The sequence below is a fragment of the Lysinibacillus sp. PWR01 genome (genome assembly GCF_043359455.1).
Taxonomy (GTDB): domain Bacteria; phylum Bacillota; class Bacilli; order Bacillales_A; family Planococcaceae; genus Lysinibacillus; species Lysinibacillus fusiformis_F.
This window is the reverse complement of the sequence record NZ_JBHERJ010000021.1, coordinates 116,408-137,502: the sequence shown is the minus strand read 5'-3', so window position 1 is coordinate 137,502 and position 21,095 is coordinate 116,408. Positions and strand designations below refer to the sequence as shown.

The following is a 21,095-nucleotide window of genomic DNA, read 5'->3' as shown; positions in this document are numbered from 1 at the left end:
TTTTTACGATGGTACCGGAGATGAGGAGGATTTTTCTGTAGAAAACAAAAACCCTCTTCAGCTAAGAAGAGGGTTGCGGTTGCAAGTTTTCCTCCCCTTATCTGCCAGATCCAAGTAAGAATCTGTAGGAATTAGCACCTTAGTAAGCTCGTTACTTACTGGTTGCCGGGCATCATAGGGCCTATCCCTCCGCCGCTCTTGATAAGAGTATGAGATTCAATTTCCATCGTTGTTACACAGTATAAACATAGAGTTTTTTTCTGTCAACATGTAAATTTTATTTTTTCCGAAACTTCTGTCTGCTCTTATACGTAATATGAACGCATACACTATTTTAGAAAAAATTTTGAGAGGAGGATTTTTATGGTAAAGGCCGTGATCACTTTTCTTATTATTGGCTATTTAATTGGCTGTATTCACGGCTCTAAAGTGGCACAGTTTTTATCGGGGGTTGATTTAAAAAAAGCGGGCCACGGCAATGCCGGTGCCTCTAATGCTACTCTTTCCCTCGGCTGGAAATATGGCGTTTTAGTAGCCCTCATCGATATTGGCAAAGGCGTTGTAGCTATTATCGGTGCACATTTTTATCTAGCGGACTTCACTCATTTAACAGAAGAACAAATATGGCTGCTTACCTACATTATGGCTGCTGGGGTCATTTTAGGTCATAATTTCCCTTTCTATATGGGCTTCAATGGCGGAAAAGGAACTGCCTCCATTATCGGAATTTTACTTGCTGTCGATTGGAAGATTGGTTTATTTGCACTTATTTTATTTGTTATTTTATCCTTTGCAACAAATTATTTAATTGTTGGTGTTCTAGAGTTTTATCTCGTTTTTTGTACAGCCACTTATTTATGGATTCCTGGCATTGGCCCAACCATTATAGCTGTTCTTCTTTTTGGCATAGCCATCATCCTGCACATAGAAAATATTAAACGTTTAGTCAATGGTACAGAGCCTAAAGTAACTTCTGCCTTTAAGAAAAAGAAATAATATTTTTATGGATATTTTTGTATTTTTTGTGACCATGTATTTTCTCTTTATCTACTCATATTGCTGTAAAAAACACCTATTCTGCGTAGTTTTTTTTCTACAATAAAAAAGATATATTCTTATCTTAATAAAACATTATCTAGGCCGATGTTATGGATAATAATCGTCATTTTTATCGTAGAAAGGATGAGAAAATATGTCTTCACCAAATCAAGAAGCTTCAAAACGTAATTTAAAGCCACTATGGATTGGCTTGGCCTTCGCTTTACTGATTATTATTACTTTTTTACCTAATAACGGTGATTTACCTATAGCTGGGCAACGAGCTTTAGCCATTTTAGCTTTTGCAGTCATCCTTTGGGTTACAGAGGCCGTTTCATATCCTGTGAGCTCGGCCATGATCATTGCGCTAGTAACTGTTTTACTAGGACTCGCTCCGTCAATGGAGGATCCAACTACAGAGCTAGGAACAGCTAGCGCATTAAAATTATCTTTAAGCGGCTTTAGTAATTCTGCCGTTGCTTTAGTAGCAGCAGCTCTTTTTCTAGCGGCAGCAATGCAAATTACTAATCTACATAAACGACTTGCTCTTTGGATTCTTTCATTGGTAGGAACGAAAACAAAAGCTATCGTATTTGGCGCTATTTTAGTCTCTATCGTCCTCGCATTTTTTGTACCTTCTGCTACAGCACGTGCTGGCGCAGTAGTACCGATATTGCTTGGAATGGTGGCAGCTTTTGGTTTACCACGTGATAGTCGGCTTGCTGCCTTATTAGTTATTACTTCGGTACAAGCAGTTTCCATTTGGAATATCGGTATTAAGACTGCAGCAGCTCAAAATATGGTGGCTTTAAACTTTATCCAAGAGCAATTTAATGTGGATATTTCATGGGGTGCTTGGCTACTTTATGCCGCCCCCTTCTCAATTATTATGTCTATCTTTTTATTTTTCATTATGATTGCTTTAATTAAACCTGAGACTAGCAATATCGAAGGTGGTAAAGAGGTCATCAAAAAACAGCTTGCAGAGCTTGGCCCATTAAAGGCTCCTGAAATTCGTTTAATCATTACATCCGTAGTTTTACTATTTTTCTGGGCAACTGAAGGAAAGCTACATCCATTTGATACGACAACAGTCACAATTATTGCTATCGCTATTCTATTAATGCCTAAAATCGGTGTGTATTCGTGGAAGGAAGTTGAGCCTCATATTCCATGGGGAACAATTATCGTCTTTGCGGTAGGCATTATGTTAGGAACCATTTTACTAAATACGCAAGGTGCTGCATGGTTATCAGATAAAGTTTTTGGTTCACTCGGGCTAGATACTATGCCTTTACTAGCAACCATCGCACTCGTAACTTTATTTAACATTTTGATTCATTTAGGCTTTGCAAGCGCAACTAGCTTAGCCTCAGCACTTATACCTGTGTTTATCGTTTTAGCCTCCACATTAACGGCTAATGTTGATCAAGTTGGTTTTGTTATTGTGCAACAATTCGTCATAAGCTTTGGCTTCTTATTACCAATTAGTGCACCACAAAACATGCTTGCCTATGGTACAGGCTCCTTTACAACAAAGGATTTCTTGAAATCTGGAATTCCATTAACCATTATCGGTTTCCTTCTCGTACTTTTGTTCTCTGCAACTTATTGGAAATGGATTGGATTATTATAGACTTTCATTAAATTAAAACGTAAAAGCCTTGAAGAAACAGACTATCTGTCCTTCAAGGCTTTTAAGATAAGACTATTGTTTCGTAAAAGCAGGGTCTTTCATCGTACCGTTTTTCGCATAGTTAACGTGCCATGATAGTGCTTTTTCTAGGTCATGTGGTGTGTGATGTCCACCCGTTGCCTCATTGGCATCATTAAAGTACTGCCACAGCTGCTCCCTATAATCAGGATGTGCACAATTATCAATGATAAGTCCCACTCGTTCTTTTGGAGCAAGTCCTCGTAAATCTGCTACGCCCTGTTCAGTTACAATGACATCAACATCATGCTCCGTATGATCCACATGTGAGACCATTGGGACAATACTTGAAATATCTCCACCCTTAGCATAAGACTTTGTCACAAAAATTCCTAAACGTGCATTACGAGCAAAGTCACCAGACCCTCCGATACCATTCATCATCTTTGTACCAGAAACATGTGTTGAATTAACATTGCCGTAAATATCTAATTCCAAGGCTGTATTCACTGAAATTAATCCGAGTCGACGGATAATTTCAGGCTGATTTGAAATTTCTTGAGGACGCAATACTAATTTATCAGCATATTTTTCAAAATTCCCATAAACACGGTTTCCTACTTGCTCAGAAAGGGTAATAGAAGTAGCAGAAGCGAAATTTACTTTTCCTGCATCAATCAATTCAAATACTGCATCCTGGAGAACTTCTGAATAAACTTCTAAGTTCTCAAACTCAGAATCTTTAAAACCTAGCAATACAGCATTTGCTACTGAGCCTACCCCAGATTGAATTGGTCGCAAACTTGTTGTTAAGCGACCTACTTTAATCTCTTCACGCAGGAAATTTAATAAATGATTAGCCATAACATCCGTCTCTTCATCAGCAGGGACAATAGTTGATGGTGCATCTAATATATCCGAAATAACGATGCCTTTTACTTTATCTAAATCTAGTGGAATTCCAACTATACCAAGACGATCAGAAACATTCTGTAAAGGAATTGGATCACGTTTTCCTTGTGGTGCAGGTACGTAAATATCATGTATACCCTCTAATGCATCAAGCTGTGCTACGTTTAATTCAATGATGACTTGGTCTGCTTCTTGCACAAAAATCGGAGAGTTACCAACTGAAGTTGTAGGAATTAATAAGCCTTCTTCTGTAATTGCAGCCGCTTCAATAATCGCAAAATCAATTGGTCCTATAATACCTTGGCGGACAAGCTCAGCATTATGAGAAAGATGGGCATCCACAAATGTGATGTCACCACTATTGATTTTATTACGAATGCCAGCATCTGCTTGGAAAGGACCGCGTTTACGAATGACCCCTGCTTCTGCTAAGTATTGGTCTACCTCAGGGCCAAGTGATGCACCTGTAAAGACATCTACTTGGAAATTCTCTTTTTTCGCTTTCTCTACAAGTGCAAGAGGTACAACCTTTACATCGCCAGCACGTGTGAATCCGCTCATCCCTAATACCATGCCATCCTTAATCCAAGATGCTGCTTCTTCTGCTGTTACAACCTTGCTTCGCAATTGTTCATGGCGAAGCTTTTTCGCTAATTTTTCTTCCATTCCCTATTCCTCCATTCCACTTTATTTTGTTCAACTCGCATATTTGGTTCCAGTAAATCTGTGACGTCCATCAGAGGCTATATCTTTATTCTAGGAGGATTTCATCGCCTAATAGCTAATGCTGTATAAACATTTGCGAATAAAGATAATGTAATTTTTGGTAGTACAACCAAATAAACAGTCGCTTCTATAATTTTATACTATTTAGAATATTTAATCTATATCAAATGAAATATTTTACTTTACGAGATAATTTCTACATTTTTAAATTATGTATATATAACTTTTTATACCTCACTATTCGATTTTGACGGAAAAGCGTGCTATGCTCATGGTATAGAACAGACACAAAGGAGAGAGTTTTAATGGTTAAAGAATTATTACGCAACCATTCCTCGGTACGCATCTATGATGGAGAACCGATTTCAAAAGAAATCATCGAAGATTTAATTGGAACAGCACAAATGGCTGCAACATCACATTTTGTGCAAGCCTATAGTGTGATCTGGGTAACAGATGCAGATAAAAAAGAAAAATTAGGCTTACTCTCTGGTAATCCACGCCAATATGAAACTTCAGGCGGAGCATTTGTTTTTTGCGTAGATTTCAAGCGACTTCAAATGGCTGGGAAGCTAGAAGGAGTAGATATTGTGGCTGATTCAGCTGAAAATGTCCTTGTCGGCGTAGCTGATGTATCATTGTTTGCACAGAATTTTGTTATTGCAGCAGAATCAATGGGTTATGGCATTTGCTATATTGGAGGAGTCCGCAATAAAACTTCTGAAATCAGTGAATTATTCAATCTACCCGATTACGTTTTCCCATTATTCGGGCTAACAATCGGCGTTCCTGCACGTCGCAATGATGTAAAACCACGTTTACCTGTGTCTGCTGTATTACATGAAAATGAATACAATGTTGAAAAATATGAAGAGCTTTTACCAGCTTATAATGAGACAATGGAAATATATTATAATAGTCGTTCATCAAACAGAAAAATTGATAACTGGACAAAACAGATGGCTGATTTTTTAATCGAACAACGCCGCCCTCATATTAAAGAGTTTTTAGCAACCAAAGGATTTAATTGGCAATAGCTTAATGAAAATGGGGTTACTATCGTATGATACTAATCCCATTTTTTACATAAAAATATTACCTATTTATATTCATTCTAGGTATATCGCCATATTACCTAGTTTAACTATAACCCTAAATTAAACGAAAAGACTCTTCCCTTTTCCAGCTATTCCATTCATATTAATAAATGATACCTAACAAAGAAAGGAGTCATACAGACAATGTCCAATATCAATAAACATCTTGCTCGTACCTTAGAACAACAGCATAAGAGAAGTGTAAGAGGTTTATTTTTAAAAATAGAAGACTTAAATAATGAATGCACCCAATTAAGAAAACGACTAGAACCACATATTGATATGAATGTATATAAAAAATCCATTGATTATGTCAATCAGTTCGTCTCCCATACTACTATTCTCAATTTAAAATTCGTTACGAATACGCAAAATTTAGAAGTAGTTGTCTTGCATGCTCTTTTATTATCCTATATTTTAGAAACCAATCCTGGCCATACTTTTGAATACGAAGATAGATTGCTAAAAGGATATTTACAGGAAATTTTCACACTAAATGATCATGCAAAAAAACTATTTATGAACCATAAAGAAAAAATGCTTACTTATGTCCAAGGACAATCTACATAAAAAAGACGATCTTAATTATTTCAAGATCGTCTTTTGTTCTGTTATTGTAGTCCTTTAATAATGAGAGAGCGAACTGGTAGGAACTGCTCTCCTGTATCTCCATAAGTGAGAATTACCTCATCACCCTCTTGTAAATAAATTACCAAAGGTTCTGTTTCAGCACTCACTAAATAATTTTCGCCATTGTTTAATAAGAAAGATACAGTTGTAAAATCGCCTAGACGTTCTTTATATACGCGCAATACCTTACCACTTACTTGTTTCTCTTCCGCGTTTGAGCTACCATCTACTGTGTTTCCTCCTCGACTTAAGGCAGTTTTATATAATTTCAATGCCTCCTTAGGAGTAGTAGCGTAAACGGAAATTTCAGGATTGGCTGCAGACACGATAAAATAGTTTTGTAAGAAACCATTGGAATCTAGCACTGCTGTCAGCCAGCTCGCCTCTCCATAAAAGTTATACAACACCGGCATTTCACCATTCCACTTTTTCTCAATAAATTTCTTCTCGATTATTTGTAAATTACCTTGGGAATCCATATAGCTTGAATCTTGATTCCCTGTATAGTATGTTGCATTCCCTGTTCGTGCGTTAGTTAGAGAATAGCCTAACATTGAATCGACACCTTCTTTAGGACTTGTAAAATCCGTAAAGTAATACATATCACCCTTCTCATCGAAAATTGGGCTAACATTCGATTCTGTTCCTTCATCAGAAGGAATCTTTACATCCTTTTTACCAAACATACTATTCCAAAAACCATGTACATAATTACCGAAATAACTGTTTTGTAAACTTACTGTCTCTGGTGATACAGCACCATCAATAAATTCAGGTATTTGATCCAGTTTAATTACCTCTGATTTCCCCGTCAGCGCATCAACCAAGACAATTCCTTTCACATCAAAGCCATTTCGTGCAGAAATAAATTCCCCATATGAGCGAATGTAATATGGCTTTCCTTCATCATCTACCTCAAGCTGTACGTCACCATAAAAAATAAGGAATGGATTTTGTAAACGCATATGACGTTCTAAATTAGCATTTAAATATGCCGAAGGAACATACTTCATTTCCTCTTTGATAAATTTAGGATTATCTGCTGAATCGGTAGCACTCATTATGAAGTAACCAGGTGTTGTACCACCATTCATCCATTTAAAGAATCCTGAAAATTCAACTGGTGCGATATAAACATATTCGCCTTTCACTTTTTGGATTTGTAAGCGCCCTAATTCATAGTAGCTCGTGTTTGGCACTTGTCCGAAAGCCTTTTTCATTTTATTGCGAGCAAATTTCGGTGGAACACTTGCAGGTGTTTGTGTCTCATCGAATGGTTTTATCTCAACTTCTTCCTTCATTTCCGATGACTTAAATTTTTCATTAGCATTCCATAAAGGTGCTGATAATACATACACAGCTACACCTAAACTAGCTAAAAATAAAACACCTTTTATTTTCCGTTCGATACCACTTGCAAGCAGGGCACCAGCTAACGTTAATAAAATAATAGCAGGCCAAAAAACAAGCCAGTTTACATCAATTTTTGTTACATATAACGTGATTCCTGTGGCTAGAAATCCTAATACAAAGACACCAATAAAAAAGTATCCAATTACCTTTTTCGATTGTCCATCTTCTCGCTTCTTCGTAATAAGCGGCGTCACTAACACACTCGCGATCAATGCAATGACTGCAGAAGCTATCAGTAGCTTAGTCATTTGGTTCATCCTCTCTTCATCTTTCTCTCTACTTACTTTACGGTTACATACTAAAAAAGTTTCATACATACGTTGTACAGAAAGGAATTCTACCATAAATATTGAATTTCAAAAGGAAAGGAGCTGAAAATTTTGTTAAAAAAATTATTAATAGGTGTCATTATTTTATTTGGTCTTTATTATATTTTTTTCTTTTCCCATATTGCGGAAAGTTTAAAACTCATTTTTAAAGTGATTCCCATGTTGCTCATCATTATTCTAGCTGTGATTCAGAAGCCATTACATATTAAAAAATACCAACTTTTGATTATTACTGGGCTTCTATTTTGCATGATTGGAGACTATACATTGCAGTGGTTTTTAATTGGTCTAACTAGCTTTCTTATCGGGCATATCTTTTATATTTTTGCTTTTTCTACCGCAAACGAGCGGCAAATACCCACGTGGGCAAAAATACTCTTACTGCTTTACGGAGCAAGCATGACCATCTGGATTGCAGGGTCCGTCTTTAAAACAGGTGAAATCATACTCGGTATCGCAGTGATCACCTATATCTCGGTGATTCTCACGATGGGATGGACGGCTATTAAAACCGGTTCTACTTTGGCAACAAGTGGCGCACTATTATTTATTGCATCTGACTCCTATTTAGCTATTAATAAATTTGTCATGCCACTAGCATTGTCACATGAAGTTATCATGCTAACTTATTATAGCGCCCAATTACTTATTGCTTTAAGTATCCTTCAATATTCCGAAATCCGAAGTAAAGTGTTACAATAATATCAATTATGCCAAGGCATAATTGCATCTGGAATCGGCTTTGTGAATGCACAAAGAATTTTAACATATACACATTAGGAGGCCATACTTATGAAAGAACAAGTAATTGAGCGATTAATACGCTATGCAAAAATTGATACACAATCAGACTTCACAAGCGAAACAACTCCTTCTACACAAAAACAATTTGACCTATTGCATGTTTTAAAAGACGAACTTGTCGAAATTGGTTTAACAGACATTACATTAGATGAAAATGGCTATTTATTTGCTTCATTAGAAGCTAATACAGATAAAGAAGTACCAACTATCGGCTTTTTAGCCCATGTTGATACAGCCACTGACTACACGGGCACAAATGTAAAGCCACAGCGCGTAGATAATTATGATGGCGGAGATATTCAGTTAAATGAAAACTTAATTATGTCTCCAACTGACTTCCCTGAGCTTAAAAATTATGTGGGCCAAACACTTATCACAACAGATGGCACTACATTATTAGGGGCTGATGATAAGGCTGGAATTGCTGAAATTATGACGGCAATGGAATACCTCATTAAAAACCCTACTATTAAGCATGGTAAAATTCGTGTAGCTTTCACACCAGATGAAGAAATTGGTCGTGGTCCACATAAATTTGATGTTGCTGCTTTTGGAGCAGAATATGCCTATACAATGGATGGTGGACCACTTGGTGAGCTGCAATACGAGAGCTTCAATGCTGCTGGCGTAAAAGTAGTTACAAAAGGAACGAGCGTCCATCCTGGTTCTGCGAAAAATAAAATGGTGAATGCTATTACAATGGCTATCGCCTTCCAGAATGAAATGCCTGCTGACGCAGTTCCTGAAAAGACTGAAGGTTATGAAGGTTTCATTCATTTAATGGGCTTCAAAGGGGCTCTTGAGCATACTGAGCTATCTTATATCGTGCGTGACCATGATCGCCAAAAATTTGAAGAGAAAAAACAATTAATGCGTGATGCTGCAGCTAAAATTCAAGCACAATTTGGCGAGCATGCACTGAGTATTACCATTGAAGATCAATACTACAATATGGGTGAAAAAATTGAGCCTGTAAAAGAAATTGTTGACATTGCACGTACTGCAATGGAAAAATTAGATATTACGCCGAATACCCTGCCAATTCGTGGTGGTACAGATGGCTCACAATTATCATATATGGGCTTACCAACACCAAATATTTTCGCTGGTGGCGAAAACATGCATGGTAAATTTGAATATGTATCTGCTGAAACAATGGAAAAGGCAACTCAGGTAATTATTGAAATCGTTCAGCTTTTTGAACAGCAAGCAAAATAGTTTTTTGGAGTGAACTCGTTTATTTCGATAAGCATTCACGTAAGGAATAATGAAAATTTTCATAGTTACGAAGAGAGGCTTTTTTCTCTCTTCGTAATTTTTTCAGTAATAATTACTGAATTTTCAAATTACATAAAGGGTTTGAGGTTATAAACTCAAATTGAGGTGATCTTTATGAAAGAAATTGCATTAGGTATTTTAGCTTCACTTTTCTTTGCCGTGACATTTATTTTAAATCACGCAATGGAAATGCAAGGTGGTAGTTGGCTATGGAGTGCATCATTACGCTATTTTTTTATGCTCCCCTTCTTGCTCATCATTGTCTTTTATCGTAAAGGCTTTTCACAGCTTTCTGGTGAAATAAAAGCACAACCCATTTCGTGGCTGCTGTGGAGCTTTGTTGGATTTGTTTTATTTTATGCACCATTAACATTTGCTGCAGCTTTTGGTCCAGGTTGGTTGGTTTCTGGTACATGGCAATTTACAATTGTTGCTGGTGTATTATTAGCTCCCCTTTTTGTTTCGGTCATTGCTGGTAAAACAGTTCGTCAAAAAATACCTTTCATATCTCTGCTTATTTCATGTGTCATCTTAGTAGGTATTCTGCTTATACAAATACCTCATGCACAATCAGTGTCGTTTAGAAGTTTAATGCTTGGTATTTTACCTGTTATCGTAGCAGCTTTTGCTTACCCTCTTGGCAATCGCAAAATGATGGAAGTTTGCGGTGGACGAATCGATACTTTTCAGCGAGTATTAGGTATGACGATCGCTTCGATGCCAGCATGGATCATCATGGCTTTTTATGCCATCCTTACAGTAGGACTTCCCTCAGCAAGTCAGATGTTCCAATCATTACTTGTCGGGATTAGTTCAGGCGTTATTGCAACGGTTCTATTTTTCATAGCAACGGATCGCGTAAGAGACCATCAGGGTAGACTAGCTGCGGTGGAAGCAACTCAGTCAACAGAAATTCTTTTTGTTATTATTGGTGAGGTATTACTATTAGGAATTGCCTTCCCTAGCCCTATCGCACTTGCAGGTCTTGGTGTCATCATTGTTGGTATGCTATTACATAGCTACTATACAATGATCATTGGAAAAAAGAATGCTGTACAACAAAATACAACTTCCTAACAGCTCATTTTATGGGCTGTTTTTTAGCTAGCACAAAAAAGACGACTCTATTCTAAAATTAGAATGAGTCGTCTGAGATTTTCACGTTCCCAAAAAATGAGGGGGGTTTTAGGAGCGTAATCATGAACTAGCAAACTTCTGGAGAAAAGTAGCTAAAGTTCATCCTCTCTACACTGTATTGTAGAGGAGGAATAATCTTTATACGATAATGATAATCATTATCAATTAAAATGTCAATCATAATCTAATAATTTTTTTACTTTTTTAAAAAGATTTTTTTAATGAGCGTCGGTACTGCCATTGCTTCAACTGAAAATGTAGAAAACAGCCTATACAAAAGCCTGCTATTGCGATGGAAGATGCAATAGCAACCATGCCGGTAAAGATATGACCAACAACCTGCCAATGTAATAGATAACCTAATAGACCCGCTGCTAAACAAAGGCTGGCAATACTGGAATTAAATTTTTGTTGCTGAGCATCCTCTGGTATATACGCGGATGGGGGCTTTGTTAAAAAGAGCTTCCCTACACGAAGTATTGGGTTATAGTTACATAAAATACCTAGTAAATTTGCAGCTAGTGGTATAACCAATATCCATGTCAACCCTGTTATCCATGATAAAATAACACTTAAAAGAATAGTCCACTGGTTCAGTCTAACTAGTGGCCTTGGAATTGTATGAAGCAGTGACATCCTAAAACCTACCTTTCGGATATGTTTAATGTATTTTACTACATGATATTCCATTTGTGAAGCAAAAATGATTACTTTATAATGAAATTAACAGAAGTTCAAAGGAAAAGAGGATGACCATGCCAGCTTTAACAATGGATCAAGTTCAACAATTAAACTCCTATAGTATTTATACAACTGAACCTAAGCGAACTTTATTTACCTTAGCTGATATACATAAAGACTTTTACCATCCTGATTTTTTAAACCTCATGATGGGTATAACAGATGCAGCAACAGAAACGGCCGCTATTTCTCACTTTGCACGCCGCTATGGTATGTTTTTTGCTATGCAGTTTTATATGCTTGCCGCTTATGACGAAGTATGGGATGGTAAACCGCTTGAATTGCGTTTTGATGCTGCAAAGGAATTTAGTAGCTTTACTGTTGCCATGTTCGCTAACCCTAATGACTGGCGCTACGTTGATGAAGATGAACGTCAAGCTGTTATTGAAAAAATTCTTTACGATGGCCATATCATTGTCCAACAGCTTCGTAAAGTAACATCCATCTCCCCTCTTACCATTTGGGAAAATTTCTTTGGTTATTTGCTATGGCATTATCATATATTATTATCTAATCCTGGCTTAGCCGACCAAGCCATGGAGGATATCGAAGCTTTAGAAGATCCTAAAACATGGGCACGCTTCTCCAATAAATCTTGGTGGGCACAATATACAGGTGGCCTTAGTCCGACTAATTTAGTCAATGTTCCTGTAAGAAAATCATGCTGTTTCTCTAAAGATATCCCAGGTTTAATGGCTTGTGGTTTTTGTCCAATGAAGAAATAATAGAACCCTATAAAAAAGCCTTACCCTCCACAAATTCATGTGAAAGGGTAAGGCTTTATGCTTTATTTTTCGTATACAACAAACCAATCGTTGTTTTCTTCGTACATAGTCGTGCCAAGGAAACCTTGTTTTAAAAGTTGCTGTTGCGCAGTCGTGTCTCCCATTGATATCACTTGTTTTTCAGTGAAGGTGGAGGGCATCTCTTGCATTAGGTCTTTATAGAAGATATAACGAAGCTTATCTACATATTTAATTTTCAAGCCTTTAATAACGAGATCTTGCGAGAATTTATCCTTTAAGCTCGGAATATTATATGGCTTTACAGTGGAGCAAACATAATCGTATTTTTCTAAATCGATATTTTCCATCACTACTGTAGCTAATGTTCTCTGTAATCCGTAACCTCGATATTTCGGTGAAACATTCGATATTTCCTGATATAAAACACGGTGAAATTCGTTTTCTGCAATTCCACAATCATAACCAAGATGTTCTTCATCAATAGGCGGATTTAACAGTGCACGAAAGGCAATCAATTCTTCCCCTACATAAGCACCTATCATCATTCCATGACCAGTTAAAATATATTCAAATTCCTCTGTGCTCAAGGGTTGTAGGATACTTTGGTCTGCTAATGCTTCATAAACCTCAACTTGTAGCCCCTCGATTTGCTGTAAATGCTGGGGCGTTAATTTGATGACAAAAAACGGTGTCTCTCCAAGCATACCATCATAGATAATTTCCATATTGCGCCTCCTTAGGCTGTGACAACAGTTGAAAACTTACATAATTCCTGGATTACATCTTCATCTACATCTACACCTAATCCTGGTTTTTCATTTAAGCAAATAAATGGTACGTCATAGTGTAAGTTCCCAACATCTTTTGAGAATTTTAATGGACCCGTTAGTTCTACACTCGTCATAATCTTCTTAGAGAATGCTACATGGAAACCAGCAGCAGAACCAACTGACGACTCTACCATAGAACCAACTTGACATTCAATACCTGCCATTTCCGCCATAACAGCAAGCTTCATAGCAGGATAGATGCCTCCACACTTCATTAATTTAATATTTACTTTATCTGCTGCACGCTTGGCTATAATTTCACGCATTTCACGTACGCCTCGTAGTCCTTCATCAATCATTAATGCTACATCAGACTTTGATTTAATTTCCACCATTCCATCAATGTCTTCGCTATCAACAGGTTGCTCTAACCAATCGATATTTAATTCTTTCATGGCACGTAAGCCTTGTAACGTAGTGGCTGCATTACCCCATCCTTGATTTACATCAACTCGAATGGCAATGTTTTCACCTACTTGCTCACGTACCGCTTTAATACGGGCAACATCACGAATAACCTCTGTACCTACCTTCATTTTAAACGAACGATAGCCCATTTCTACTCGGTTTGCTGCCTCTTCTGCCATTGCTTCAGGTGTTCCAATACTGAGTACATGTGTGATTGGGAATTTTTCATGATAACGTCCACCTAAAAGTTGGTATACAGGAACCCCTAACGCTTTCCCAGCAATGTCGAAGCAAGCAATATCGATAGCTGCTTTTGCTGCTGGTACATCTTTCACAACTTTATTCATTTTATCGTGCAGTTTTTCAAAGGCCATTGGATTTTCTCCAATAACCGCCGGGACAAGTTGATGTTTTAGCACAGCATATGTGCTTTCCCATGACTCACCTGTTACATGTTCATCAGGAACTGCTTCACCATACCCCACAATACCTGTATCGGTAGTTACTTTTAAAATAATGGAAGGCATTGTATCATATGTAGCATAACTAATGATGAATGGATCAATTAGCGGTAAATGTATAGCAAAAATTTCTACTTGTTTAATTTTCATCGTAATCAGTCTCCTTAGTCGTTAAATTTGTCGCTAATACGTCGCTAAATGTTTAAAAAAATAGAAAAGGATCGATGCCCATGTCTACCAAAATAGCGATTATTTGTTCAAAAGCATTTATGACTCGTATTATTAGTATCGCACAAAACATAGCCGATATTCAATTAGAATTTTATCTTTACAGCCACCCCTCTGAAGCGCCTACTTTAATGAAGCAAATAAAACCATGTGATGCAATATTATTCGGAGGAACATTACCCTATTTGCACACTCAATCATTACTTTCAGAAATACCAATACCCTGGAATTACATTAAACAAGATGAAACAACCATTTCTACAACACTGTTATCACTAGTAGCCAAGCATGCTGTAGCAATCGACAGGATATCCATTGATGTAATGAATCCCGCATTCGTTGATAATGTTTTAGCAGAAATAGAATATCATGGTCAAAAACCACATGTTCAGCATATTTCGATTACTGAACCAACTGAGAATATCTTAAAACGCCATATCGCCTTGTGGAATTCTAAAAGTATTGATTTTGTCATTACAAGTATTCATAGTGTATTTGATAAATTACAAGCACTTCAAATACCAGCAATGCGAATGTTAGATGCTACCAAGTCTATTATTCAATGTCTTGAAGAAACAAAATCCAAATCATTGTTAACGAAATCAGAATCTTTTAAGGCTGTAGTGGGACTATTAGAAATCCCTAAAGATTCTTCAATTGAATCAACTGTTTTAAATCAAATTGTGAAAGCTACCTTTTCAACTTATAAGCAAATTTCAGCGCATTCCTTTGAGCTATATACAACGGCTGGACATCTCCAAAACGCCCTAGAAAAGGAAAACTTAGAACAGCTAATACAGCAAGTTGAACAACCATTTAAGTTAGCATTCGGCTATGGTTATTCCATTTTAGAAGCCACACAAAATGCTCAGCATGCTTTAACATTTACTAAACCTTTCGAGATTTATATTCTTGATGAACATAAAAACTTATTAGGACCTTTCCCCAATACAGAAGGTAAAGTTTCTTTAAAAACAGATGATCCTTATGTTTTACAAATGGCGAAGCTCACAAGTTTAAGTCCATTAAATATTTCTAAATTAATTAATTTCAGCAATGAACGACAATCAGCTCAATTTACATCTCAAAATCTTTCAGAATACCTACAAGTAACTCGACGTACTACAGAGCGTATTATCAAAAAATTAGTTGATAATGGTTATGTAAAAATTGTTGGCGAAGAAATGACCCATCAACAAGGACGTCCTCGCAAAATTTATCAATTGAATTTTGCAACCTACTAAGCTTCCCTATAAAAGAATTCTCGTAGATACAAACGGATCTACGAGAATTTTTATTTTAGTCAGCCATTACCATATTATCTGTATTTTCCACTTCTCGTTCCTTTTTACGCTTCTCAGCTTCTGCCATTTCTTCTGGTGTTAATTTCACAATGGCAAATCCAATATAGCCATAAATAATAGATATAATCGGTACTACAAAATTAAGGATTGCATATGGCGCATATTCCATAGCACCTACACCTAGCGTTGCTAAAATAAACACGCCACAAGTATTCCAAGGGAAGAAAACAGATGTTAATGTTCCCCCATCCTCTAATGCACGAGATAGATTTTTAGAATGTAAACCACGTTGTTGATAGACACCTGCGAACATACGTGAAGGAACAACAATTGAAATATATTGCTCAGAACATGTTGCATTGGTTGTTACACATGCTGCAATCGTTGAAGCAATAAGACTTCCTGTAGATTTAGCAAACTTCACAATTACATTCATCAATGCCTTTAACATTCCTGAATACTCTAAAATACCACCAAATGTCATCGCTACGATCGTCATTGAAACCGTATTCATCATAGAGTCTAAACCACCGCGGTTAAATAAATCATCCACCATATGATTACCTGTTGAGATTTCAAAGCCCGCCTGTAATGCTTGTACAGCACTTGCAGCTGAACCACCTTGTACAAAAATTTGTAGTAAGAAACCGGATACAATTCCAATAATTAAAGCAGGAATTGCTGGCACTTTCTTAGCCACTAATACAATAACTCCCACTGGCACTAGTAATAGTAAAGGAGAAATAACGAAGCTTTCTTCCATCACTTTTAACGTAGTTAAAATTTCTTCAGATTGCATTGAAACTTCTGCAAATTTTCTACCCAAAAATCCAAAAACAACAAGTGAAATAATCAACGCTGGAATCGTTGTGTAAAGCATATGCTTAATATGATCAAATAGGTCAGTACCTGTTAACCCTGCTGCTAGATTCGTTGTATCTGATAACGGTGACATTTTATCTCCAAAATATGAACCTGAAATAACTGCACCGGCAATCATAGCCGCTGGAATACCCATACTTAAACCAATACCCATACCTGCGACACCAATTGTCGCCATCGTTGACCATGAGCTACCAATAGCTAATGACACGATTGAACATAACACCATGATTGTCACTAAGAACCACGCAGGAGAAATTAACTTTAGGCCATAGAAAATCATCGTTGCTACGACTCCGCCGCCTATCCAAGCCCCAATTGTCAAACCTACTAAAATAATAATAACAATGGCAGGTAATGCCAGACGTATTCCTTTATACATCATTTCTTCAATTTCAGTCCATTTGTATCCATGCATTTTGGCAACAATTGCTGCTACAGTTGTGCCAACAAGAAGAGGTACGTGAGGACTTTGCTCTAAAACAACTACTGTAATCAACATAGTAATAATCATAATTGCAAAAGTTAGTAGTGCCCAGCCCGCATTAATATCCTTTTTCATTTTTCCATCCCCTTTTTTTGCACCAAATCCCTTTTCGGTTTTTCTAAGACGCAAATAATTTTTTACGTTTTTTAGCTTAATATTCAAAAAATTAAAAGTCAACGCAAAAAATTTATGCTTCCCTAGCAAATCCCTTTATTTTAGCGTAATAAAACGCTTTCAAGTAGCAATAAAAAACAATGCAAACCCTTGAATATCCATGCATTATTAAAAATGTTCATGCAAAAAAGCTATCTGAAAAAATAGTTACATTTTTTCAGATAGCTTTTTAAAAAATTTTTTATTCAGGCTTTTTTTCTAATACACATGCAAGTACTTTCGCAGCATCAATTAAGGCACTACGATCAAATGTCATTTTAGGGTGATGCAGTCCTGGCGTTAAATTTGCACCAATTCCAATCATTGCAGCTTTTAATTCCGGCTTTTTAACTGTATAAAAATGGAAATCATCACTACCCGGTGTAGTGATTTCGTCTGCTAAATGTTCTTCCCCTAAAGCTTCGATGATGGCAGCTTTCGCCATATTTGCAGCGATCGATGAAACTTCAGCACCTGGTGTGAAATCTATCCAATTCCAACTCATGTCAATATCATATTGTTGCTGTATCGATTTCAAGCCAGATTCAATTTTACTACGCAGCAATTCAAGTTGCTGATTATGTTGTGCGCGAACATCCATTGAGAAACAAGCATTACCAGGAATAATATTTGTACTACCACCATCCGCAATAATTTTTGTTAACTTAGCAGAATGCGGTTCAAATGGTGATAAATGAATACTGTGTAGCATTTGTTGCACGGCCATAATAACATCAATGGCATTTTTACCTTGATGTGGTCTTGCACCATGGGCATCAATACCTTGAATAGTTCCCTCTAAAAAATAAGCAGCACCATGATGAATAGCAGGCGAAACTTTGCCAAGTGGTAATTCTTCTATCGGTCTTAAATGAACACCAAATAAATGTGATACTCCCTCAACTGCGCCTCTATCAAACGTTGCACATGCGCCATTTCCTAATTCTTCAGCAGGTTGGAAAATAAAACGAACACGATGTTGTAAGTTGTGATCTTTCAGTAGTAATAATGCACCAAGAACCATTGATATATTGGCATCATGTCCACAAGAATGGTTGGCTTGCCATTTTCCATCAACTTCCTGCCATAAAGCATCAATATCAGCACGTACTGCAACGATTTCATTCCCTGTTCCAATTTCAGCTATTAATCCAGGTATATCACCTAGTAAACGATAACTAACATGTAATTCATCCAGTATTGAAGCAATTTTCTTAGTGGTCTCGAACTCTTTCCAACTTACTTCTGGATACTTGTGAAAATGATCAAACCATTGGTAAATCGTTTCTTCAACTGTTAAAGCTTTCGACATAACTACACCTCTATACGCATTTTTGTTTCTCATTATACATGAATCTATTTCAGAAAAGTACATATGTCTTCAGACCTAATCAACTTATTAAAATGATATACTACATTCATATGCTCTGAAAAAGTCATTTATAAATAGAGGCATAAAATACAATGGGCTATGTTAAAAGTTAATATACTTTCAACATAGCCCATCAAATTTTCATTATAAACTTGTAAAAAACCCTTCTGGATACTCTTCATACTGAATCTTCACCATTTGCTCCTCATTTTTCTCTTCCTCTTCACGTAAATCAAACTCTTGATCCATTAAATACGTTTCAAACTTTGAATTTAACAACTTACCCATTTTACCACTCCTATTTAATTGAATTTTCTGATAAAAGAATTATACAATATGATTTTAGCAAAATGCAATAAATTATACACATTATGCATTATAAATATAAAACCTATCGCATAATTAGATCAAACCCCATCACGTTTCCATTTTTTTGAAAACAGCACAAAAAAACTGCATCTTATGTCGTTCAGATACAGTTTCAAATTTTATTCTATTGAATGGCACCGCAAGCTATTCTCGCACCAGAATTACCAGCAGGATCTGTTTTATAGTCATCCGCTGATTCATGAATAACAATGGCACTTCCATCACTATCTAATAAAGAATTAGGTTGATCTTTTTGTAAAGTTAATCCCTCAGCTAAAAAATTTAGATCCACATTGCCATCGTCACCAATCTCCAAGTTTGGTAAGTCCCCTAAATGATAGCCATTAGGATTTAATTTACCATGTTCCTTGTTTGTTGGATTAAAATGGGCACCTGCCGATTCAAATTTAGGTGGTTCACATTTTCCTACTTCATGAATATGGATACCATGTGTGCCTGGTGGTAAGCCTGTTAACGCGAGCGTCATCATAACGCCATTATCTTCTTCTTGAAAATATGCATTCCCATAGCTTTCATTATTAGCACCAATCACTTTTGCAGTGGCTGTTAAAGGGGACGACGCATTTACCGTTACCTTTTCTTCTTTCTTATCAAAAAAACTACAACCAGCAACAAAAAATAATAATGAAAGGCCAATTAAACTTAGTTTTTTCATAAAAATACCTCCTCTCTTTCTGATGATTTCCAACTTACCCAGTACTTATGCACAAGTAATCAATTACGCTTCGGCAATGATTCTATTTCATTGGCTATTTGAATAGCCATTCAATCAAGATAAAAGGGATTTCTCAAAGTTAGAGAAACCCCCTTTCCATATCTAATTTAAAATTTTTACCGTTACTGTTTTAACACCCCATTGAAGTGCTTGTCCTTCAGTAGGAATAAATACATCGATTTTATTACCTTTAATAGCTCCACCTGTATCAGCCGCTACTGCTTCACCATAGCCTTCCACCCAAACCCTCGTACCAAGAGGAATTACTCGTGGATCTACAGCAATTACTTTTAAATTAGGATTAGATCTGATATCTGTACCATTTGCTGTAATTCCTGAACAACCTTCACAATAGGCTGTATAGGCAGTAGCACGCATTGTTAATGTTTTACCAGAACCTGTCGCTGGTGCACTTGCAGGTTTTGTTTGCGCTGATGTTGCAGGCTTTGCAGATGCAATTCCCTCAGAAGCTTTTGGTTTCGGTTTTGCAGCCGAAGCCTTAATAGCTAATGATTCGCCAGCTAAAATCAAATCTGAAGCTAGGTTATTCCATGTCTTTAATTCATCTACTGTTACATTATTAATACGGGCAATCGAAAACAATGTGTCACCACCTTTGATGACATATTCATCACCCAATGGTTCTTCGGCTTTTGTCGTGTCTTTTACTAAGTCTTGCTCTGGATAAAACCATAACGACTCCATCTCATTTAGTTGCTGGAACTCACCTACAGTTAAATTATAAATTTGCGGGAGTGCCCATAGTATATTGCCTGGCGATTTGTCCTTAGCAAAGGAAGGACTAGCATAGAGACTCACACCAAATGTCAATACTACCGCTAAAGCTAATGCTCTTTTCTTCATGTTTAGTAATACCTCCATCATTTTATTATTTGTTGCAAATCTGTTGCTAGCACACTAGAGTTGAACGCTCTATTATGTAAACAACAATAAGTTTGCAAATTAATAACTCAGGACTAGCTGCCTGATATTAGGAATTATTACTATAAAAACGGAAAAATATACAATTTCAATTAATTTTTTAGTAATTTAACCAATTCGTTGCGAATAAATCTATAATTTAGTAGGGCCATTTAGGACTTTTTTATATTAGATATTTGCTATTTTTAGCCGATAAAAAAGAAAAGGAGGGAATGTAGAAATGGAAATAAATTCACTTATGTCTTCCCAGCTGATGGAGCTTCAACAAACCGTACAGATGAGCGTCATGCAAAAAGCACTTAATTTAAACACATCTACAGCTATTGAATTACTACAAGAACTACCTCAGCAGCAAGCTCCTACACACCCATATAAAGGATCTAAAATAGATATCTCAATCTGATCCTATAGTCATATT

Annotated in this window: 20 protein-coding genes and 1 riboswitch; of the genes, 10 read left to right on the top strand and 10 right to left on the bottom strand. The window is 36.6% G+C overall.

Annotation, left to right across the window (positions count from 1 at the left end):
• Positions 1 to 94: 94 nt before the first annotated feature.
• A riboswitch (SAM riboswitch) is annotated at positions 95 to 208 on the bottom strand.
• 155 nt (positions 209 to 363) lie between these two features.
• Both ACEVFT_RS03020 and ACEVFT_RS03015 read left to right on the top strand, forming a co-directional pair.
• Entirely contained in the window at positions 364 to 996 is a 633-nt protein-coding gene (locus tag ACEVFT_RS03020) for a glycerol-3-phosphate acyltransferase (protein ID WP_205446646.1), read from the top strand.
• Positions 997 to 1,192: 196 nt separating this feature from the next.
• Positions 1,193 to 2,674 carry an SLC13 family permease gene (locus ACEVFT_RS03015; RefSeq protein ID WP_205446645.1) on the top strand — a complete coding sequence of 494 codons (1,482 nt, stop codon included), beginning with the start codon at positions 1,193 to 1,195 and terminating at the stop codon, positions 2,672 to 2,674.
• Positions 2,675 to 2,746: 72 nt separating this feature from the next.
• Here the strand turns inward: ACEVFT_RS03015 and scpC are convergent, their stop codons facing one another.
• The gene (gene scpC / locus ACEVFT_RS03010; protein ID WP_393948075.1) at positions 2,747 to 4,270 is read right to left on the bottom strand and encodes a succinyl-CoA:acetate CoA-transferase ScpC; all 1,524 of its coding nucleotides are present in this window, start codon (positions 4,268 to 4,270) and stop codon (positions 2,747 to 2,749) included.
• A gap of 365 nt (positions 4,271 to 4,635) precedes the next feature.
• Here scpC and chrR point away from each other — a divergent pair, with 365 nt between their 5' ends.
• Both chrR and ACEVFT_RS03000 read left to right on the top strand, forming a co-directional pair.
• Positions 4,636 to 5,367, top strand: coding sequence for an oxygen-insensitive NADPH nitroreductase (chrR, locus tag ACEVFT_RS03005; RefSeq protein WP_205446643.1), 732 nt, complete (start codon positions 4,636 to 4,638; stop codon positions 5,365 to 5,367).
• A gap of 204 nt (positions 5,368 to 5,571) precedes the next feature.
• Positions 5,572 to 5,997 (top strand): hypothetical protein, encoded by a 426-nt coding sequence (locus ACEVFT_RS03000; protein WP_342533788.1) that lies wholly within the window; start codon positions 5,572 to 5,574, stop codon positions 5,995 to 5,997.
• A gap of 41 nt (positions 5,998 to 6,038) precedes the next feature.
• Here ACEVFT_RS03000 and ACEVFT_RS02995 read toward each other — a convergent pair whose 3' ends face one another.
• Positions 6,039 to 7,718, bottom strand: coding sequence for a hypothetical protein (locus ACEVFT_RS02995; RefSeq protein ID WP_205446641.1), 1,680 nt, complete (start codon positions 7,716 to 7,718; stop codon positions 6,039 to 6,041).
• 132 nt (positions 7,719 to 7,850) lie between these two features.
• Between ACEVFT_RS02995 and ACEVFT_RS02990 the strand changes: the two genes are divergently transcribed.
• The 3 genes from ACEVFT_RS02990 (at position 7,851) to ACEVFT_RS02980 (ending at position 10,958) form a co-directional block, all read left to right on the top strand.
• Entirely contained in the window at positions 7,851 to 8,501 is a 651-nt protein-coding gene (locus tag ACEVFT_RS02990; RefSeq protein WP_393948073.1) for a lysoplasmalogenase, read from the top strand.
• 90 nt (positions 8,502 to 8,591) lie between these two features.
• Positions 8,592 to 9,821 carry a peptidase T gene (gene pepT, locus ACEVFT_RS02985; RefSeq protein ID WP_393948071.1) on the top strand — a complete coding sequence of 410 codons (1,230 nt, stop codon included), beginning with the start codon at positions 8,592 to 8,594 and terminating at the stop codon, positions 9,819 to 9,821.
• Between the two features lie 174 nt (positions 9,822 to 9,995).
• Positions 9,996 to 10,958, top strand: a complete 963-nt coding sequence (locus ACEVFT_RS02980; RefSeq protein WP_205446638.1) for a DMT family transporter — start codon at positions 9,996 to 9,998, stop codon at positions 10,956 to 10,958.
• 264 nt (positions 10,959 to 11,222) lie between these two features.
• Here ACEVFT_RS02980 and ACEVFT_RS02975 read toward each other — a convergent pair whose 3' ends face one another.
• Positions 11,223 to 11,654: a DUF4395 domain-containing protein gene (locus ACEVFT_RS02975; RefSeq protein WP_393948069.1), complete on the bottom strand. Its 432-nt coding sequence runs from the start codon at positions 11,652 to 11,654 to the stop codon at positions 11,223 to 11,225.
• A gap of 119 nt (positions 11,655 to 11,773) precedes the next feature.
• On the opposite strand from ACEVFT_RS02975, the gene ACEVFT_RS02970 reads away from it, so the two are divergent.
• On the top strand, positions 11,774 to 12,484 hold the full coding sequence (locus tag ACEVFT_RS02970) for a Fe-S oxidoreductase (protein ID WP_393948068.1): 711 nt from the start codon (positions 11,774 to 11,776) through the stop codon (positions 12,482 to 12,484).
• Between the two features lie 62 nt (positions 12,485 to 12,546).
• Here ACEVFT_RS02970 and ACEVFT_RS02965 read toward each other — a convergent pair whose 3' ends face one another.
• Both ACEVFT_RS02965 and ACEVFT_RS02960 read right to left on the bottom strand, forming a co-directional pair.
• A complete protein-coding gene (locus tag ACEVFT_RS02965; RefSeq protein WP_393948066.1) occupies positions 12,547 to 13,230 on the bottom strand; it encodes a GNAT family N-acetyltransferase in 684 nt (227 codons plus the stop codon).
• A gap of 11 nt (positions 13,231 to 13,241) precedes the next feature.
• Positions 13,242 to 14,354, bottom strand: a complete 1,113-nt coding sequence (locus tag ACEVFT_RS02960; RefSeq protein ID WP_393948064.1) for a mandelate racemase/muconate lactonizing enzyme family protein — start codon at positions 14,352 to 14,354, stop codon at positions 13,242 to 13,244.
• Between the two features lie 80 nt (positions 14,355 to 14,434).
• Here ACEVFT_RS02960 and ACEVFT_RS02955 point away from each other — a divergent pair, with 80 nt between their 5' ends.
• On the top strand, positions 14,435 to 15,676 hold the full coding sequence (locus ACEVFT_RS02955; RefSeq protein WP_342442320.1) for a hypothetical protein: 1,242 nt from the start codon (positions 14,435 to 14,437) through the stop codon (positions 15,674 to 15,676).
• A gap of 55 nt (positions 15,677 to 15,731) precedes the next feature.
• Here the strand turns inward: ACEVFT_RS02955 and nhaC are convergent, their stop codons facing one another.
• The 5 genes from nhaC to ACEVFT_RS02930 all read right to left on the bottom strand — a co-directional run bounded on the left by nhaC (position 15,732) and on the right by ACEVFT_RS02930 (position 20,599).
• A complete protein-coding gene (gene nhaC, locus ACEVFT_RS02950; protein WP_342533784.1) occupies positions 15,732 to 17,180 on the bottom strand; it encodes a Na+/H+ antiporter NhaC in 1,449 nt (482 codons plus the stop codon).
• Positions 17,181 to 17,460: 280 nt separating this feature from the next.
• The gene (locus ACEVFT_RS02945; protein ID WP_342442318.1) at positions 17,461 to 18,570 is read right to left on the bottom strand and encodes an amidohydrolase; all 1,110 of its coding nucleotides are present in this window, start codon (positions 18,568 to 18,570) and stop codon (positions 17,461 to 17,463) included.
• A 204-nt stretch (positions 18,571 to 18,774) separates the two neighbouring features.
• A complete protein-coding gene (locus ACEVFT_RS02940) occupies positions 18,775 to 18,918 on the bottom strand; it encodes a hypothetical protein (protein ID WP_221679049.1) in 144 nt (47 codons plus the stop codon).
• A gap of 205 nt (positions 18,919 to 19,123) precedes the next feature.
• Positions 19,124 to 19,675, bottom strand: coding sequence for a superoxide dismutase family protein (locus tag ACEVFT_RS02935; RefSeq protein ID WP_393948061.1), 552 nt, complete (start codon positions 19,673 to 19,675; stop codon positions 19,124 to 19,126).
• A 162-nt stretch (positions 19,676 to 19,837) separates the two neighbouring features.
• Complete coding sequence (locus ACEVFT_RS02930; protein WP_393948059.1) at positions 19,838 to 20,599, bottom strand: LysM peptidoglycan-binding and 3D domain-containing protein; 762 nt, start codon at positions 20,597 to 20,599, stop codon at positions 19,838 to 19,840.
• Positions 20,600 to 20,897: 298 nt separating this feature from the next.
• Between ACEVFT_RS02930 and ACEVFT_RS02925 the strand changes: the two genes are divergently transcribed.
• Entirely contained in the window at positions 20,898 to 21,080 is a 183-nt protein-coding gene (locus ACEVFT_RS02925; protein WP_393948057.1) for a YjfB family protein, read from the top strand.
• Positions 21,081 to 21,095 lie beyond the last annotated feature (15 nt).